The following is a 17,470-nucleotide window of genomic DNA, read 5'->3' as shown; positions in this document are numbered from 1 at the left end:
ATGGCCAAAGGCGGTTCAGTCTGTATTTTGAGTTTATGAGCAAGCAATACAAAACAGTCTCCTTATCCGACGAGCAGCGCATAGCACTTGAAGCGCTTTGCCGCCGCCGCAAAGTTGACGCCCTTGTTTGGAAACGGGCGCGCGCGTTTCTTCTTTTGGACGCAGGAGAAGACGCCGGAACGGTTTGCCGGATTTTGGATATTGGCCCGACAGTTTTGACGGAGTGGCGATTTGCCTTTGCCGGTGCGGGACTATCGTTTTTCGGTCTGAAGGACTACAGCCAGCGTCAGGGTCATTTGTCCGTCGTGCAAGAGCAGGCGGTGAGAGCCCATTTCACCGCGCAGCCTGCCCGCAATGCCGATGAGGTCTGTGCCTATGTTCTAGCCGAGTGCGACCAAAACTACAGCACGTCGGGAGCCGCCAAGCTGATGCGCCGCCTGGGGTTCGCGTATAAGAAACCACAATTGCTGCCTGCACAGGCCGATGAAGCCAAGCAGGCTGCGTTTATTGCCAAATATGAGGCCCTGATGAACGGGTTGGCCGCAGATGAGATGGTTGTCTTTTCGGACGCTGTCCACCCCGAACACCAGAGCCGCCCCGCCCATGGTTGGTTTCCCAAGGGGCAAAAGACGGCCCTGAAGGCGACATCAGGGCGCAAGCGGCTCAACATTCAGGGCGCGCTTGACCTTGAGACTTTCCAGGTCACCTTTGTGGAAGGCGAGAAGATCAATGCCCAGACAACCCGACAGATGCTGGAAAAGTTGGAACGCAACAACCAAACCAAGACGGCCATCCACGTCTTTGTCGACAATGCCCGCTATCATCATGCCAAGATACTACAGCCATGGCTGGACAGCCCAGAACGTCGGGTGAAGTTGCATTTCTTGCCAGCATATGCCCCGCACCTCAACCCGATCGAGCGTCTTTGGGGTGTTATGCACAAATGGGTCACCCACAATCGGCACTATGCAACGTTCAACCAATTCACAGAGGCCATTTTCGACTTCTTCCGCAAGACCCTGCCAGAAAAATGGCCAGAGTTCCGCGACACCGTCACCGACAACTTCCGCGTCATATCGCTCAAGGAATACAAAGTGATTTGAGGGGAAAACCTCAGGTCAATTCAGGCGCGGGAGTATACTATTATCTGTATCCTGCCTATGAGGCCGGGCAAATCCCTTGGAATACCAACAACCTCGATTATGCCAACTACGTACAACCTGACTATTCCCTCGACCAAAGTGTTGTGAATGGCACTGAAGCCGACGCGCGCCTGTCAGACATTTGTGCGGCCGCCCGCGCACAAGGCGTCGTCATCTACACGGTTGCATTCGAAGCCCCTTCTGGTGGTCAGTCCGCACTGCAAGACTGCGCGAGTTCGCCCAGCCACCACTTTGACGTGAACGGAACAGACATCTCCTCTGCATTCTCAGCGATTGCCTCTGACATTCGCGCCCTGAAGCTAACGCAATAAGGAGCGGTGGCATGACGTTCGCGATCAAAACACTGGCACGGTTCTTGCGGCTTTTCCGCAGGAACGAAGACGGCAGCCCAACGGTGGAATTCGCTTTGATCTTCCTGCCATTTATCATTTTGCCCGTCTCGGGGTTTGAGCTCGGCCTGCTGATGACCCGCCACGTTATGATGGAACGCGGTATTGATATGGCTGTGCGCGAAGTGCGCTTGAACACTGGTACGCCTGTCACCGAGTTGCAGTTTAAAACAATGATCTGCAACGCCGCTGCAATTTTACCCGAATGCATGACCAACCTGCGTCTGGAACTCCGCCCGATTGACCTGCGCCACTCGGGGGCGAATTCCGACAATTCCATCCCGCGTCGTGCGTCATGCACAAACCTCGACGAACCGTTCCAGCCAGCGCGGAACTTTGAAAGCGGTGTTTCCAATGAAATGATGATCGTTCGCGTCTGTGGTAAATTCATCCCCATGCTTCCTGAATTTGGCTTGGGGTATTTCTTGTCCCGGATGGACAACGGCTATTACCGCCTTGTGTCCACAACCGCCTTCGTGATGGAGCCTTCTTGATATGTTAAAACGCATAAAATCAATCGTGCGTCGGTTCAGACGCGAAGAAGAAGGCACAGTGGTCGTCGAGGCGATCATTATGTTTCCAACCCTGTTCGCAACAGTTTTGGCAACCTTCGTGTTCTTTGACGCCTTCCGAAATCAGTCGATCAATTTGAAAGCGGCTTACACAATCTCCGACGCGCTCAGTCGTGAAACAGATCCGATCACGAATGACTTCATGATCAATTCATGGCGCATGCATCGTTTCCTGACGAATGCAGAAGCGCTGACCAAACTGCGTGTGACACTGATCCAGTATGACGCCGATGAAGATGACTATAGCGTCGTATGGCCCCAAAATAAGGGCGGCGCGGGCAATCTCAACAACTCCGGTTTGAGCGCCATGGTCACCAACGAAGAAGTCCCGGTGATGCCCGACGGCGAAACGCTGATCCTGGTGCAAACATGGGTCAATTATGAGCCTAACTTTAGCATTGGCATCGGAGGGTTCACGTTTGAAAATACGGTTTTCACCCGGCCGCGTTCGGCGCCAAATGGTATTTGCTACAGCCACAACGACACATTCGATGATCGAATCTGCCCACTTGATAGCTAAATTTCATCGTTTGGCCTCAAGCCGCAACGCAATCTGTTCGGCCATATATTTTGCCGGACCAGCCGCCGTAACGCCGCCAACACCAACCCGCGTTGAAAACCGCCACCACAACCCAGGCGCCCAGACGCGGGGCTGGCTATTGTGCAGGCGCAAGACGAACCCGTTGGACGGCTTGAACGCAAACGCACCCCGATCCACCGATTTAATGTTGTCAAAGGTTGTCAGAAGTTGCCCTGCCGTGTCGCGCAAATCTCGCTGCGTCAAAACCAGCCCCAATAACGTGGCGCGGCGCAGCCTTTCGGCAATCACCAACGCGCCCGCTCCCAGCAGGACCAAAAATACCTGCCAACCAAATGCAGGTGGCTGAACAAATGCCAACAATATCAACATCGCGCCCAGTATGAATACGGCGCCATAGGCGAATATTCTACGTAGAGCAGACGCCTGTAGCGTCGCAATCACATCACCATCCGCACTCTCATTGGCCTCATCATTCAACATGTCGATCCCCCTGCTGGTTGCCACCCTCTAGCCAAGCGGAGCTGCCAAGGAAAGCGCCTAGCGCGGCGGTGCCACCTCATAGCCGCTCTCCTCAGGCTCATCGTCGACCATTTCAGCTGGAAATCCGGGGGCGGTGATGTCCAGCCCAGTGGCTTCTTCCAGCCGTTTGATGATGTCGTCTGATTGCGCATCAAAGCCATAGCGCGCGATGCCGTCTTCAAATATTTTCACCATCATCGGGCTGATTTCAAGCGGCACATCGTGGGCTTCAGCGATGTTCTGAAACAACCCGATATCTTTTTTCACAAGGCCCATCGAAAATCCGATATCGCGGCTGCCGTTTAAAATAACCTGACTCTCGGTCTCATGCACAAACGATGTGCCCGATGAAATCTTGATCGCCTCATAGGTCGTGGCCATGTCCAACCCAGCGGCTTTCATCGTCACCATAGCTTCGCAGACCGACAGCAGATTCGCTGTGGCCAAATAGTTCGTCATGACCTTCAGCGTGCTGGCAGACCCCAGATCGCCCGTGTGCAAGACCCGCCGACCCAAAGTGGTCAGCAATGGCAGGACGGTGTCGAACGTGGCGCGATCGCAACCTGCAAAGATTGAAATATTGCCTGTGGCGGCACGGTGGCAGCCGCCCGACACCGGACAATCCACCGCAAAGCCTCCGCGCTCTTGCACCGCCTCGCCAAGCCGCTGGACCTCACTGGCATCCGTGGTCGACATCTCTAGCCAAATCTTGCCTTGCGTGACGCTCGGCAACATCGCCTCAACGACAACCGCGCAGGCTTGCGGTGACGGCAAGCACGTTATCACCACGTCACACGTCTCCATAAGGGCGGCGGGCGATCCGCCATCCTCCGCACCGCGCGCGACAAATCCCGCAACAAGATCCGCGTCCAAGTCATGCACGGCCAATTCAAACCCATTGCGCAGCACCGATCCAGCCAGCTTTCCGCCCACAGACCCCAAACCAACAAATCCAACTTTCATAGAAATCCCTTCCGTTTTTCAAAACCTCCAAAAATAGGTGCGACACGTCTGGTCTATTCACGACATCCCATGTCTTTGCTTTTAAAATATCCCCGCCGGAGGCCGACGTCAGCCACAAGACGCCCTGTCATCAAATCGCTGGCACCCCACCCTCACCCCAACGCAGGCCACAACTTACAAAAAATCATGGGCGGCGCAGTCGCTCCGTCAGCTTACGCCGACTGCACCGCGCACCAGACCTGTATAAATCCGCTCGATCTGCGTCAGCGGCAAACGCCCGTCTTCGCGATACCATGTGGTTAGTCCAGTCAACATGGCGATGATCGCCAGTGTTGTAATCTTGGTGTCCGTCAAACCGAATTCCCCAGCAGCAGCACCGCTAAGCAATATAACTTCAAGTTGGTCTTCATAGTCTCGGCGCAGGGCCTCTAACGCGGCGAAGTTTTCGGGCGTTAGATTGCGCAACTCCATATAGGACACGAAGACCGCATCTGGGCGTTCCAGATGAAACCGGATGTGAAACCGCACAAATTCATCGAGCCTTATGAGCGGCGTATCAAAGACCGCAACGCCGCCCGCCGCCGCCGCACGCGCCGCCAACAGCGCATCCATGTGCCCGCGCATCAGATCAAACAAAAGGGTCTGTTTGTCAGGCGTATAGCGATACAACGCCCCCGCTTGCACGCCAACCTCATGCGCGATCTGGCGCATCGAGACCGCAGCAAACCCATGGCGCGCAATCAGGCGCAAGGCTGCGGCATGCACCTTTGGTCCAGTGATATCGCCGTGTGATCCCGTTTTGCGTGCCATCTAATCCCCAAATCGCCGCCATGCGGCCATTTAACTGAACATTCGTTCATTTGAAAAGCCCTGCTCGCCGCCTTGCCGACAATGGCGCGCACATCTATGCTTTGCGCGACCTTACTGGACCCCTGATATGCGCCTTATCCTTGCCGTTTTGCCCTTGATCATTGCCCTATCCGCCTGCGCGGAATTTCCGGCGTTGGATGGCACTGTGTCACCCGCGCAATCCAATGCGCCCGTCCCGGATCTGGTCCCGATCGCATCCCTGATCCAACAGGCAAACGCCGATGGCAACGCAAACACGTTGGTCGAGGCCGCAATCAGCGCCCACATTGCAAATCTGCGTGCGCGTGCGTCCCGTTTGCGCGGTCCTGTTATTACCACCAGCGCCAGTGCCCGCATGCTGCGCGGCGTTCAGGCGCGCGCGCAATAAGACCGCCGCAAAGCCCCGCGTTGAAGTCCACGTGCCAACGCGCTAACACCACCAAAATCGCAAATAAGGACGCGCCTCATGACCACTCCGCTTCGTCTCGGCATCGCTGGCCTCGGAACCGTTGGCGTGGGTGTTGTGCGCATCATCCGCCGACAGGCTGCCCTAATTGAGGCCCGCACAGGGCGCAAAGTCGTCATTTCTGCTGTGTCCGCGCGCAGCAAAGACAAAGATCGCGGTGTGTCGCTGTCGGATTATGCATGGGAAGACGATCCTGTTGCGCTGGCAATGCGCGACGACGTGGATGTGTTCGTGGAATTGATGGGCGGCGACGCTGGCCCTGCCAAAGACGCCACCGAAGCCGCGATCAAAGCTGGCAAAGATGTGGTAACGGCCAACAAAGCGATGCTCGCGATGCACGGCCATGAACTGGCGCTCGCTGCCGAAGCCGTAGGATGCATCATTCGCTACGAGGCCGCCGTAGCGGGCGGTATTCCCGTGATGAAAACCCTGACCGAGGCGCTTGCTGGAAACAAGATCACCCGCGTGATGGGTGTGATGAACGGCACATGCAATTACATTTTGACCCAAATGCAGGCGACACGCCAAGGCTACAATGCGCTGTTCGCTGAAGCCGATAAACTCGGCTACCTCGAAGCCGATCCAAATCTTGATGTCGGGGGCATTGATGCGGGCCATAAGCTGGCGCTGCTAGCCTCGGTCGCCTTTGGCACGCAAGTTGATTTCGACGCAATTGAACTCGAAGGTATCCAAGCGATCACCCTTGAAGACATTGACGCCGCCGCCGACATGGATTTCCGTATCAAACTTCTGGGCGTGGCGCAGATGACAGGTCGCGGCCTTGAACAGCGCATGTCGCCCTGCCTTGTGCCGTCCAATTCTTCGCTTGGCCAACTTGAAGGTGGCACCAATATGGTTGTCATCGAAGGCGATGCTGTGGGCCAGATTGTGCTGCGCGGCGCAGGTGCTGGTGAAGGGCCCACCGCCTCCGCTGTGTTGTCCGATATCATCGACATTGCCCGCGGTCTGCGTCTGCCGACCTTCGGTCAGCCCGCGACGACCCTGCGAAAAGCCCGACCCGCCAAGGCCGCGGTCCCTGCACCCTACTATTTGCGCATGCAGCTCGTCGACAAACCCGGCGCGCTTGCCAAAGTCGCGGCCGTTTTGGGTGATGCCGGCGTGTCGATTGATCGGATGAAACAATATGGCCACGCGGATACATCTGCGCCAGTGTTGATTGTCACCCACAAAGTCACACGCACAGCACTGGACGAGGCGCTTGAAGCGATGACCAAGACATCCGTTGTGTTGGGTGACCCTGTCGCAATCCGCATAGAACAAGTCGACTAGTTTAGAAGGTGACTGGCTCAGAAGGCGACTGGCTTAAAAGGTGACTGGCATCAATGGGATGACCTGCTAGGGTCACTCAATGACAGTCGCCATCATCCGCAACATCCAGCTTTATCGCTGGTCGCGTTTTCTGCGCAGCCTGATCTTTTGGCAGGCTGTTTGGTTTTTGTATTTCCAGAACGTGTTGTCCGCGACCGAAGCCATCCTACTTTACGCGGTCTACGATGTCGCCACCACCCTGCTTGAAGTTCCGTCTGGCTATATGTCCGACCGGTTGGGTCGTAAAAAGACCCTCATCGCCAGTGCGATTGCAGGCCTAGGCGGTTCCTTTTTGCTCGCCATTGGTGACAGTTTCGCAGTTTTCGCTGCAGGTCAGGTTCTGATCGGTGCAAGTATGGCATTTGCCAGTGGCACCGATGAAGCGATGTTATATGAAAGCCTTGCCGCGACGGGGCGCGCGGATGAGATCGAAACCCAAGAAATTATTGCGTGGCGCTATTCGTTTTCCGCCCTCGCCCTGTCTGCGCTAACTGGCGGTGCGTTGGCGCTGGTCGACCCCCGATTGCCCTTCGTTGGCGGCGCACTGGCCTTTGGTGGGCTGTTCTGGATTACCATGCGTTTCGTCGAACCACCTCGTAGTAGCGACACCAGTGAGGGATCAGAGCTACTCCACCTCAGCAGTCTGGGCGCAAGTTTTCAAAGCCCCATCTTGTTGTGGTTCTTCGTTCTTGGTGTCTTGATGTATGGCTTTAGCCACTTGCCATTCGTGTTTGGCCAGCCGTTCATTCTTGAGGCCCTGAATGACTTCGACCTCGCCTCGTCCGCCCCCCTCGTGAGCGGCGCGGTAACCGCTTTGATGATGGGAATTTCCGTTGCGGTATCGCTGGTCGCGCTACAACTGCGCCGCGCGCTTGGCTTGCCGCAGCTGCTGCTGTCTGCGTTCTCGCTACAAATTGCCATATCCGGAGTTATGGCCCTGACAGACAGCGCCATCGTGCTGGCTTTCTTGCTTTTGCGTATGGTGCCGAACGCCTTATCACGTCCCTTTATTTTGGGCCGAATTCAACCGCTGCTGAACGACGACAGCCGCGCCACATGGCTATCTCTAAATAGTTTTGCAGGTCGACTGGTCTTTGCCACCGCCCTCACGTTTGGTGCAATTTCTACCACCGACGCAGGTACGATGCCCTACGATGATATTGCCAATATCCTGCGGGTCGCGTGCTTTATTGGACTGGTGGCGCTCATCGGTTTGGCAGTGGCTGCGCGACGGATTGCAGTTTCCCCATCACACAAATCAATAACGCCATGACAGATCACACCAGCGTCAGAATTTCCGATTTCGCAGCCGCTACGAGGTTCTAAACCGCCGCACTGATGCCAATTGTTGGGTCGCTTCTGGCGATTACATCCGAAGACTTCACAGAGGGCGTCAAAGACGGCGATTTTGGACAAGACCGCGCAGCATTCTGGCTAAGCGAAGGGTCGGCGCAATCGCCGCCAATTCACATCGCGTTAGCGCCCCAGACCCGCGCGCAGGTTGATGCCTTTTATTACGCCGCCCTCTACGCGGGTGGCACCGACAACGGTGAACCCGGACTTCCGCCACATTATCACACGAATTACTACGGCGCTTTCGTGCTTGATCCTGATAGCAATAACGTCGAAATGGTCTGCCACGCGCCTGTTTGATGAATAGCATGCGACTGTTAGCGCACCCAGTCTTGTCGCACGCCCCTGTATCGGGCTAAGCCAAGGGCAACAAATAAAAGGACGCATACCATGGCCTCGACAGACTTTAATGACCGCATGCTTTCCCTCGGCCTCGCCCGTGTGTCCGAGGCAGCCGCCCTTGCCAGCGCGGCCCTGATCGGACGTGGCGACGAAAAGGCTGCGGATCAAGCGGCGGTCAACGCGATGCGCGAACAGCTTAACAAGCTCGACATTGCGGGGGTCGTGGTGATTGGCGAAGGCGAGCGCGACGAAGCGCCAATGTTGTTTATTGGTGAAAAGGTCGGGTCCGGCAAAGGCCCCGGCGTGGATATCGCGCTTGATCCGTTGGAGGGCACCACGTTGACAGCAAAAGACATGCCCAACGCGTTGACCGTGATCGCAATGGGCCCGCGCGGATCGATGTTGCACGCGCCGGACGTCTACATGGATAAGCTGGCCGTGGGTCCGGGTTTTCGGAACGGCGTTGTGATGATGGATATGTCGCCCAGCGAACGGGTGTCCGCACTGGCCACCGCCAAGGGCTGTTCGACGGAAGACATCACGGTCTGCGTGCTGGAACGCCCGCGCCACGAAGAGATGATCGAACAATTGCGCAGCACGGGCGCCGCCATTCGCTTGATTACTGACGGCGATGTGGCAGGCGTGATGCACTGCGCCGAGGCCGCCACCACCGGCATTGATATGTACATGGGCAGCGGCGGCGCACCCGAGGGCGTGTTGGCCGCGGCTGCATTGAAATGCATGGGCGGACAGATGTTTGGCAAATTGTTGTTTCGCAATGACGACGAACGGGCCCGCGCCACCAAAGCCGGCATCACGAACTTTGATCGCGTCTACACCCGTGACGATATGGTGACGTCAGATGTGATTTTCGCGGCGACGGGCGTGACGGACGGGTCCTTGTTACACGGCATTAAACGCGAACCCGGGTTCCTGACGGCCGAGACAATCCTGATGCGCTCCAAAACCGGATCGGTGCGCCGGATGAGCTATCGCAACCCTGTTCATGCCTGACGACATGCTCCGACGGCCTGCGCGGCATACCTGACAGTTGGAATTTACTGCAAAATTCAACGAATTGCGCAAGACAGCCAGTAAGACGGTATTTGTGAATCAAAGAACAAGGACCGTGGCGAATCCTCGCCGTGGCCCATATGGTGCGACGTGATGAATCAGACACCAAATATCGCGCACGCATTCTTGGATGTGGCGCAGTCGACGACGGGACGACGCTGGGTCGGACCGAGCGTTGAGGATGACCGTTTGGCCGAAGCGATGGCGCAGGATACAGCACTGCCTTTGCCTGTCTGTCGCACATTGGTGCGACGGGGGATTACTGCGCAGGATGCTGCCTCGTTTCTTGCCCCGACATTGCGCGACTTGATGCCAGACCCGCGATCCCTGCGCGACATGGAACCAGCCGCTGCGCGCATCGTGGCGGCGGCAAACAGCGGCCAAAAAATCGCGATCTTTGCGGATTATGATGTCGACGGCGGCACATCCGCCGCCTTGCTGATCGACTGGCTGCGCGGCTTTGGTGTGACCCCGACCCTATATGTGCCTGACCGCATCGACGAAGGCTATGGCCCCAACGACGACGCGATGTCGACACTCGCACGCGATCATGATCTGATCATTTGCGTTGATTGTGGCACGTTGTCCCATGGACCGATTGAGGCCGCGAAGGGCGCGGATGTTGTTGTCTTGGACCACCACCTCGGCGGAGAAACACTGCCACCAGCCCTGGCCGTGGTGAACCCGAACCGTCAGGATGAAGCCGGTGATCTGGCGCATTTATGTGCGGCGGGTGTCGTGTTTCTGGTGCTGGTCGAGGCGAACCGCCAACTGCGCGACGCGGGGTCCAAAACACCTGACCTCATGTCCCTGCTGGATCTTGTGGCCCTTGGAACCGTTGCCGATGTTGCGCCCCTGATCGGAGTCAATCGCGCCTTTGTGCGCCAAGGTTTGACCGTGATGGCGCGGCGCCAGCGGGTGGGGCTGGTGACGCTGGCGGATGTCGCCCGCATGGATACCGCGCCTTCGTCCTATCATCTCGGGTTCTTGCTTGGGCCGCGGATCAATGCTGGCGGGCGGATTGGCAAGGCCGACCTTGGTGCGCGCCTTCTGGCAACCATCGACCCGCGTCAGGCGCAATCGATGGCAGAGCGCCTTGATGAGCTGAACACAGAGCGCCGTGAGATTGAAAATCAGGTCCGCGAAATGGCGATTGAGCAGGCCGAACAGCGCGGAACCGACAGACCGCTTGTCTGGGCCGCTGGCGAAGGCTGGCACCCCGGCGTTGTTGGTATCGTTGCGGCGCGCTTGAAAGAAGCCAGCAACCGCCCCGCGATTGTGATCGGTTTAGACGGCGACATTGGTAAAGGGTCGGGTCGATCTGTCTTCGGCATTGATCTTGGAGCTGCGATCCAACGCTGCGCAGCGGAGGGGCTGTTGATCAAAGGAGGCGGGCATAAAATGGCCGCGGGTCTGACCGTTGCGCGCGACAAAGTCGACGCCGCGATGGACCGCCTGTCTGAATTGCTGGCAAAACAGGGCGCCAATGACATCGGTCCTGCAGACCTCAGAGTCGATGGATTGCTGATGCCGGGTGCGGCGACGGTCGACCTGATCAACATCATGGAACAGGCTGGACCTTTTGGCGCTGGCGCCCCTGCCCCGCGATTTGTATTTCCCGATTGCGCGATCAATTTCACCAAAGTTGTTGGCGCAAATCACCTGAAAGTCACTTTTGGGGATGGGATCAGTGCGAGGATTGATGCGATCTGTTTTGGCGCGATGGACGGACCTATCGGGCCGATGCTGCGTGATCATGGCGGTGCGCGCTTCCATCTTGCAGGGCGCTTGGAAATCAACACTTGGCAGGGCCGTCAAAGCCCACAATTGCGCCTCGAAGATGCTGCACCGGCGACCTAGTTTTCGCTTCCAAATTTTCCGTAATATTTGGGCAGAATGTGCTTGCGTCGCGAGGGCGGGTTGCCTAAATACGCCACACCAACTGCGGTCCCTTCGTCTATCGGTTAGGACGCCAGGTTTTCAACCTGGAAAGAGGGGTTCGATTCCCCTAGGGACTGCCAGTGGTGTATGTTAAGTAATTGTTTTTATTGGTTACTTTAAAATATATCCCACAACGACCTACGGGCTTGTACAGCTTCTGTCGGAATATAAAGCTACCGAAACATTCAGTTTTAGTTGTATAGTCCTGCGCCTGAATTGACCTGACGATTTTGGGCCTGCGATTCACTTCGTCGCATGGCCAAAGGCGGTTCAGTCTGTATTTTGAGTTTATGAGCAAGCAATACAAAACAGTCTCCTTATCCGACGAGCAGCGCATAGCACTTGAAGCGCTTTGCCGCCGCCGCAAAGTTGACGCCCTTGTTTGGAAACGGGCGCGCGCGTTTCTTCTTTTGGACGCAGGAGAAGACGCCGGAACGGTTTGCCGGATTTTGGATATTGGCCCGACAGTTTTGACGGAGTGGCGATTTGCCTTTGCCGGTGCGGGACTATCGTTTTTCGGTCTGAAGGACTACAGCCAGCGTCAGGGTCATTTGTCCGTCGTGCAAGAGCAGGCGGTGAGAGCCCATTTCACCGCGCAGCCTGCCCGCAATGCCGATGAGGTCTGTGCCTATGTTCTAGCCGAGTGCGACCAAAACTACAGCACGTCGGGAGCCGCCAAGCTGATGCGCCGCCTGGGGTTCGCGTATAAGAAACCACAATTGCTGCCTGCACAGGCCGATGAAGCCAAGCAGGCTGCGTTTATTGCCAAATATGAGGCCCTGATGAACGGGTTGGCCGCAGATGAGATGGTTGTCTTTTCGGACGCTGTCCACCCCGAACACCAGAGCCGCCCCGCCCATGGTTGGTTCCCCAAGGGACAAAAGACGGCCCTGAAGGCGACATCAGGGCGCAAGCGGCTCAACATTCAGGGCGCGCTTGACCTTGAGACTTTCCAGTTCACCTTTGTGGAAGGCGAGAAGATCAATGCCCAGACAACCCGACAGATGCTGGAAAAGTTGGAACGCAACAACCAAACCAAGACGGCCATCCACGTCTTTGTCGACAATGCCCGCTATCATCATGCCAAGATACTACAGCCATGGCTGGACAGCCCAGAACGTCGGGTGAAGTTGCATTTCTTGCCAGCATATGCCCCGCACCTCAACCCGATCGAGCGTCTTTGGGGTGTTATGCACAAATGGGTCACCCACAATCGGCACTATGCAACGTTCAACCAATTCACAGAGGCCATTTTCGACTTCTTCCGCAAGACCCTGCCAGAAAAATGGCCAGAGTTCCGCGACACCGTCACCGACAACTTCCGCGTCATATCGCTCAAGGAATACAAAGTGATTTGAGGGGAAAACCTCAGGTCAATTCAGGCGCGGGAGTATAGGTGAGATTTTGCTTGGTTCCGCGGCCTTCAATACAACTCCATCCACTACGGCGCAAAGCCAATGCCCATGGTCATCGAGCCATTGGTGCCATTTGGTTAGCGGGACGACCGCAAAGAAATTCCAATGCGCGGGCGCTACAAGCAACTATTCGGGCGCAATAAGTTGAAGCTGTGCATTCTGGATACGCTCAGGGTCGCGCCTGCGGATGCAGCGCACTGCTAGCGAGCGACAGGGCAAGGTTGTCCGCTATGACTTCCCGCTCGATGACATTAGCTGGGGAGCAAATGATTGTTGTAGCCCTAGGGTCAGGACCCATTAATTGATTGAGTTTGTCGCGTTGTGGTGATTCGTAGTCTTCAATTGTAGGGGGATATTATGAGCAATTTGTATTGGCTGACTGAGGCGCGGATGGAGCGTCTCCGGCCGTACTTTCCAAAGAGCCGAGGTCGTGCTCGTGTGGATGACCGTCGTGTTTTGAGTGGCATTATCTTCATCAATCGCAATGGTTTAAGGTGGTGTGATGCACCTTCCGAGTATGGACCGCCGAAGACGCTATATAATCGATGGAAGCGCTGGAGTGATATGGGCATATTTGCCCAAATCTTGATGGGGCTGGCCGAGCAGGCCCCCGACAACAAAACCATCTCAATCCCCTCTCATCGAAACTGCGTTTCGACTGCCGGGCAGTGGACGCCACCTACCTCAAAGCACATCGTACGGCCGCCAGCCTGCGGTTAAAAAAGGGGGGCGAGGACGCCTGATCGGGTTGACCAAGGGCGGTATGAATACAAAGCTCCATGCTGTCACAGACACCAGCGGACGACCAATCCGCCTCTTCATCACAGCAGGACAAGTCAGTGATTACACTGGTGCAGCCGCCTTGATGAATAATCTGCCTGAGGCTGACTGGCTCCTCGCTGACAGAGGGTACGATGCTGATTGGTTCCGTGAAACCCTTGTAGACAAGGGCACAACGCCCTGCATCCCCGGTCGCAAGTCGCGCAAAAAGACCGTCAAGTACGACAAGCGCCGTTACAAACGACGCAACCGTATCGAGAGAATGTTCGGAAGGCTCAAAGATTGGCGCCGCGTCGCAACTCGCTACGACAGATCACCAACAGTCTTCTTCTCCGCAATCGCTCTCGCCGCAACCGTCATATTTTGGTTATGAGTCCTGAGCCTAGACCCCACGTTCCAATCATCTGAAATGTTTACGACGACGGTATTGCCCCAGCAACAGACCTTATTCGTGAAGATGATACAGTTGCATCGGGCATTTCCTATAGCCCACAGCTATTTGAGGTTTTCGGCGAGCGCCCCAAACTCACCTGCCAAGTCCAGCGAACTGCATCAAACATCACGCTTTATGACTTTCAAACAACCGACTGCCGGATCGCATTCGAGAAGTCTTATTAGGCCCAATCAGGCTGTAGATCGCGCCGCTGAGTACATGTTTATCAATCTTTTCAAAAAAGTGTTGTGGCACGTTGGGGACTAACGCCCAACGTGTTGTGAGTTAAGTTACGGTTATGAAAAAGCCTACATATTACGCCCCGCAAGGTGGCCATCCGCCGCAAACACAGCTGCTCACGGATCGCGCCATTTTTACCGAAGCCTATGCCGTCATCCCCAAGGGGACGATGCGCGATATTGTGACGTCCAACCTCCCGTTCTGGGACAAAACCCGCGCTTGGATCCTTGCAAGGCCGCTGTCGGGCTTTGCCGAAACGTTCAGCCAGTACATCGTCGAAGTCAGCGCTGGTGGTGGGTCGCAAAAACCCGACACCGACGGCGAGGCGCAGACGGTAATCTTCGTCGTAGAGGGCGGAGCGACGCTGACCATCGAGGGTGAAGCGCACACATTGAGCACGGGCAGCTACGCCTACATCCCCGTCGATACCCATTGGACCTTCAAGAACGACACCGATGTGGCCTGTCGTTTCCACTGGATACGCAAGGCCTATGAATGGGTCGACGGCATCGATGCGCCGCCCGTTCTTGTTACCAATGACGCGGACGTTGAACCCAATTATATGCCAGGGACCGATGGCGCATGGGGCACATCGCGTTTCGTCGATCCGGCCGACATGCGCCACGACATGGCAGTCACAATCGTGACGTTCCAACCCGGCGGCGTGATCCCGTTTCTTGAAACCCACGTCATGGAACACGGGCTCTATGTGCTTGAAGGTAAGGCGGTCTATAACCTCAACAACGACTGGGTTGAAGTTGAAGCAGGCGATTTCATGTGGCTACGCGCGTTCTGCCCGCAGGCGTGTTACACAGGTGGTCCGGGTCAATTCCGCTACCTTTTGTACAAAGACGTGAACCGTCACCCCGGCCTTTAAACAGGCAACAAAACTATCCGGGCGGTTGTGGTGACACGCCGCCCAATTCGCGGGTCAATGCGTCGGCCCCTGCCCGTACCAATGTCCCGATCGGCGCAATCCTTGCATCGGTGATCCGCGCGACAGGGCCCGAGATGGATAATCCCGCGACCGCGTCACCGTGGACATCGAAAACCGGTGCCGCGATGCAGCGCATGCCGATGTTTTTCTCCTCACCGTCAAATGAATAGCCGCGCAGTTGCGTTTCACGCAGATCGTCCATCAACGCGTCACGGGTGATCAATGTATACTCCGTAAACTGTTCAGGTGCGCGCGCGGCCAGCATGGCATCAACCCGTTTTTGCGGCCACTGCGCCAACAAGGCCTTGCCGATGCCGGACGCATGCATGGGAGACAACGTCCCCGGTGGAAAAAACGCGCGAATGGCGTGGTGGGTTTCCGATTGGCTGAGGAACAAAACGTCCGCATCCTTGGCGACTCCAAGGTTCGCGGTCTCTTCGGTGGCTTCCATCAATCGGCGCAAGTGCGGCCGTGCGCGTTCGACCATCGACGTGCGGCGCAGGAACTTCGCGCCAGTCAGGAACGCGCCTGCCCCCACGGACCAGACCTGTCGCGTTTCGTCGAAATCGGTGAACGCATGGGCGCGGTACGTCGTTAGAACGCGGTAGATCGTGGCGGGGGACTGGCCCAGATCGTTCGCAAGCTCACTTAGCGTCGCTTCTTCAAGATCACCCAACCGCGACAAAACCTCTAACGCGCGATCCAGCGATTTTATCGTGTTCTGTTCGGTCTTATCCCGCCACGCCTTAGGCCTGCCCCGCGCGCGGGTTTGTGTGCGGGTTTGTGTGCGGGAATGGTCATGTTTAACGGTGGAATCGGGTTCATCAGGCATAGATTTTCACTTTCTGAAATTTAATTTCAACTTATGAAAAAATCTAAGCACCTGACAAGGCGATATTTTTGCTGATCACAACCATTTTGAAAAACTATTCCGAAAAAATTGCCCCCTTCAGCGGGCCGCAATACACATGGTCCAATCCTTGAAAGGACATACCATGAGTTTTCAGAACCCCGTTTTCATCCCCGGCCCGACAAACATGCCAGAGGCGATCCGCCAAGCCTGTTACATGCCGACGATTGACCACCGTTCACCGCTTTTTGGTAAAATCCTGCATCCGATGCTAGACGGCGTGCGTCGGGTTCTGAAATCTGAAACTGCGAAAATCTTTGTCTTCCCGTCCACAGGCACGGGTGGCTGGGAAACGGCCCTGTCCAACTGCCTGAATGCTGGCGACAAAGTTTTGGCGGCGCGCAATGGCATGTTTTCACACCGCTGGATCGACATGTGCCAACGCCATGGGTTGGATGTTCACATCGTTGAAACCCCATGGGGTCACGGATTGCCTGCCACTGAGTATGAGGCCATCCTGAAAGCCGACAAAAACCACGCCATCAAAGTCGTTCTGGCCACGCACAACGAAACCGCAACGGGCGTGAAATCAGACATCGCGGCGGTTCGCAAAGCTCTCGTCGCTGCGGGCCACCCTGCGATGTTGTTCGTGGATGGTGTGTCGTCCATCGGATCAATGGATTTCCGCATGGATGAATGGGGCGTCGACGTTGCCGTCACGGGGTCACAAAAGGGCTTTATGTTGCCCGCGGGTCTCGCGATTGTCGGATTTTCCGACCGCGCCATGCAGGCCACCAAGACATCCACCCTACCGCGCACCTTTTTTGACGTACACGACATGCAAAAGGGCTACGACAACGACGCATTTCCCTACACGCCACCCGTTGGTTTGATGAACGGTTTGAAGCTGGCGCTTGAGATGATCGAGGACGAAGGTCTTGAGAACGTGTTCGCCCGCCACCGTCGCATCGCGACAGGCGTTCGCCACGCTGTTAAGGCTTGGGGACTTGAGTTGTGCGCCGTGTCGCCCGACGTCTATTCCGACACCGTTTCGGCGGTTAAAACGCCCGACGGTTTCAACGCGACCGATATCGTAACCCGCGCCGCAGACAAATATGGTATGGCGTTCGGGGTCGGTCTTGGCGAAGTCGCTGGCAAGGTCTTTCGGATCGGTCACCTCGGCATGCTTACCGACGCGATGATGTTGTCGGGGCTGGGCGTCGCTGAGATGGTGATGGTTGACCTTGGCTTGGACATCAAACTCGGGTCGGGTGTCGCCGCGGCACAAGAATTCTACCGCCATGGCGTTTAAGC

The 17,470-nt window shown here is 56.4% G+C and carries 18 protein-coding genes, 1 tRNA gene and 1 pseudogene; 16 read left to right on the top strand and 4 right to left on the bottom strand.

Going from position 1 to position 17,470, the window contains the following annotated elements; translation table 11 throughout:
• Nucleotides 1–35 precede the first annotated feature (35 nt).
• The 4 genes from OA238_RS03095 to OA238_RS03080 are packed head-to-tail and all read left to right on the top strand — an operon-like array spanning nt 36 to nt 2,644.
• Nucleotides 36–1,103, top strand: a complete 1,068-nt coding sequence (locus OA238_RS03095) for an IS630 family transposase (protein WP_015494038.1) — start codon at nt 36–38, stop codon at nt 1,101–1,103.
• Nucleotides 1,100–1,474 carry a hypothetical protein gene (locus tag OA238_RS03090; RefSeq protein WP_044036125.1) on the top strand — a complete coding sequence of 125 codons (375 nt, stop codon included), beginning with the start codon at nt 1,100–1,102 and terminating at the stop codon, nt 1,472–1,474. The genes OA238_RS03095 and OA238_RS03090 overlap by 4 nt, the downstream gene beginning before the upstream one ends.
• An 11-nt stretch (nt 1,475–1,485) precedes the next feature.
• On the top strand, nt 1,486–2,046 hold the full coding sequence (locus tag OA238_RS03085) for a TadE/TadG family type IV pilus assembly protein (protein ID WP_015494037.1): 561 nt from the start codon (nt 1,486–1,488) through the stop codon (nt 2,044–2,046).
• Nucleotide 2,047: 1 nt separating this feature from the next.
• The gene (locus tag OA238_RS03080) at nt 2,048–2,644 is read left to right on the top strand and encodes a TadE/TadG family type IV pilus assembly protein (RefSeq protein WP_015494036.1); all 597 of its coding nucleotides are present in this window, start codon (nt 2,048–2,050) and stop codon (nt 2,642–2,644) included.
• A gap of 3 nt (nt 2,645–2,647) precedes the next feature.
• Here the strand turns inward: OA238_RS03080 and OA238_RS03075 are convergent, their stop codons facing one another.
• From OA238_RS03075 to OA238_RS03065, 3 genes are all read right to left on the bottom strand, one after another.
• Nucleotides 2,648–3,145 (bottom strand): hypothetical protein, encoded by a 498-nt coding sequence (locus tag OA238_RS03075; RefSeq protein ID WP_015494035.1) that lies wholly within the window; start codon nt 3,143–3,145, stop codon nt 2,648–2,650.
• A gap of 57 nt (nt 3,146–3,202) precedes the next feature.
• Nucleotides 3,203–4,147 carry an NAD(P)-dependent oxidoreductase gene (locus OA238_RS03070; RefSeq protein WP_015494034.1) on the bottom strand — a complete coding sequence of 315 codons (945 nt, stop codon included), beginning with the start codon at nt 4,145–4,147 and terminating at the stop codon, nt 3,203–3,205.
• 207 nt (nt 4,148–4,354) lie between these two features.
• Nucleotides 4,355–4,957 carry a TetR/AcrR family transcriptional regulator gene (locus tag OA238_RS03065; protein ID WP_015494033.1) on the bottom strand — a complete coding sequence of 201 codons (603 nt, stop codon included), beginning with the start codon at nt 4,955–4,957 and terminating at the stop codon, nt 4,355–4,357.
• A gap of 127 nt (nt 4,958–5,084) precedes the next feature.
• Between OA238_RS03065 and OA238_RS03060 the strand changes: the two genes are divergently transcribed.
• The 11 genes and pseudogenes from OA238_RS03060 (at nt 5,085) to OA238_RS03010 (ending at nt 15,246) form a co-directional block, all read left to right on the top strand.
• Complete coding sequence (locus tag OA238_RS03060; RefSeq protein ID WP_044036194.1) at nt 5,085–5,384, top strand: hypothetical protein; 300 nt, start codon at nt 5,085–5,087, stop codon at nt 5,382–5,384.
• A 78-nt stretch (nt 5,385–5,462) separates the two neighbouring features.
• A complete protein-coding gene (locus OA238_RS03055) occupies nt 5,463–6,752 on the top strand; it encodes a homoserine dehydrogenase (protein ID WP_015494032.1) in 1,290 nt (429 codons plus the stop codon).
• 79 nt (nt 6,753–6,831) lie between these two features.
• Complete coding sequence (locus OA238_RS03050) at nt 6,832–8,064, top strand: MFS transporter (protein WP_015494031.1); 1,233 nt, start codon at nt 6,832–6,834, stop codon at nt 8,062–8,064.
• A gap of 65 nt (nt 8,065–8,129) precedes the next feature.
• Entirely contained in the window at nt 8,130–8,444 is a 315-nt protein-coding gene (locus tag OA238_RS03045; protein WP_015494030.1) for a VOC family protein, read from the top strand.
• 90 nt (nt 8,445–8,534) lie between these two features.
• A complete protein-coding gene (gene glpX / locus OA238_RS03040; protein WP_015494029.1) occupies nt 8,535–9,500 on the top strand; it encodes a class II fructose-bisphosphatase in 966 nt (321 codons plus the stop codon).
• 153 nt (nt 9,501–9,653) lie between these two features.
• Nucleotides 9,654–11,420 (top strand): single-stranded-DNA-specific exonuclease RecJ, encoded by a 1,767-nt coding sequence (gene recJ / locus OA238_RS03035; RefSeq protein WP_015494028.1) that lies wholly within the window; start codon nt 9,654–9,656, stop codon nt 11,418–11,420.
• An 86-nt stretch (nt 11,421–11,506) separates the two neighbouring features.
• Nucleotides 11,507–11,581: transfer RNA gene (locus OA238_RS03030), tRNA-Glu, on the top strand.
• Nucleotides 11,582–11,791: 210 nt separating this feature from the next.
• Complete coding sequence (locus OA238_RS03025) at nt 11,792–12,859, top strand: IS630 family transposase (RefSeq protein ID WP_015493922.1); 1,068 nt, start codon at nt 11,792–11,794, stop codon at nt 12,857–12,859.
• 414 nt (nt 12,860–13,273) lie between these two features.
• A pseudogene (locus tag OA238_RS29625) lies at nt 13,274–14,069 on the top strand (IS5 family transposase).
• A gap of 53 nt (nt 14,070–14,122) precedes the next feature.
• Nucleotides 14,123–14,314, top strand: a complete 192-nt coding sequence (locus OA238_RS34895; RefSeq protein ID WP_144056001.1) for a surface lipoprotein assembly modifier — start codon at nt 14,123–14,125, stop codon at nt 14,312–14,314.
• 113 nt (nt 14,315–14,427) lie between these two features.
• Complete coding sequence (locus OA238_RS03010; RefSeq protein ID WP_015494025.1) at nt 14,428–15,246, top strand: bifunctional allantoicase/(S)-ureidoglycine aminohydrolase; 819 nt, start codon at nt 14,428–14,430, stop codon at nt 15,244–15,246.
• A gap of 13 nt (nt 15,247–15,259) precedes the next feature.
• Here OA238_RS03010 and bhcR read toward each other — a convergent pair whose 3' ends face one another.
• Complete coding sequence (gene bhcR / locus OA238_RS03005; protein ID WP_015494024.1) at nt 15,260–16,138, bottom strand: HTH-type transcriptional regulator BhcR; 879 nt, start codon at nt 16,136–16,138, stop codon at nt 15,260–15,262.
• A 163-nt stretch (nt 16,139–16,301) separates the two neighbouring features.
• Here bhcR and bhcA point away from each other — a divergent pair, with 163 nt between their 5' ends.
• On the top strand, nt 16,302–17,468 hold the full coding sequence (gene bhcA / locus OA238_RS03000) for an L-aspartate--glyoxylate aminotransferase BhcA (protein ID WP_015494023.1): 1,167 nt from the start codon (nt 16,302–16,304) through the stop codon (nt 17,466–17,468).
• Nucleotides 17,469–17,470 lie beyond the last annotated feature (2 nt).

Origin of the sequence: Octadecabacter arcticus 238, from assembly GCF_000155735.2 — a bacterium.
Lineage (GTDB): Bacteria > Pseudomonadota > Alphaproteobacteria > Rhodobacterales > Rhodobacteraceae > Octadecabacter > Octadecabacter arcticus.
The sequence above is the reverse complement of the archived record's forward strand: the minus strand, read 5'-3'. Positions and strand labels throughout refer to the sequence as shown.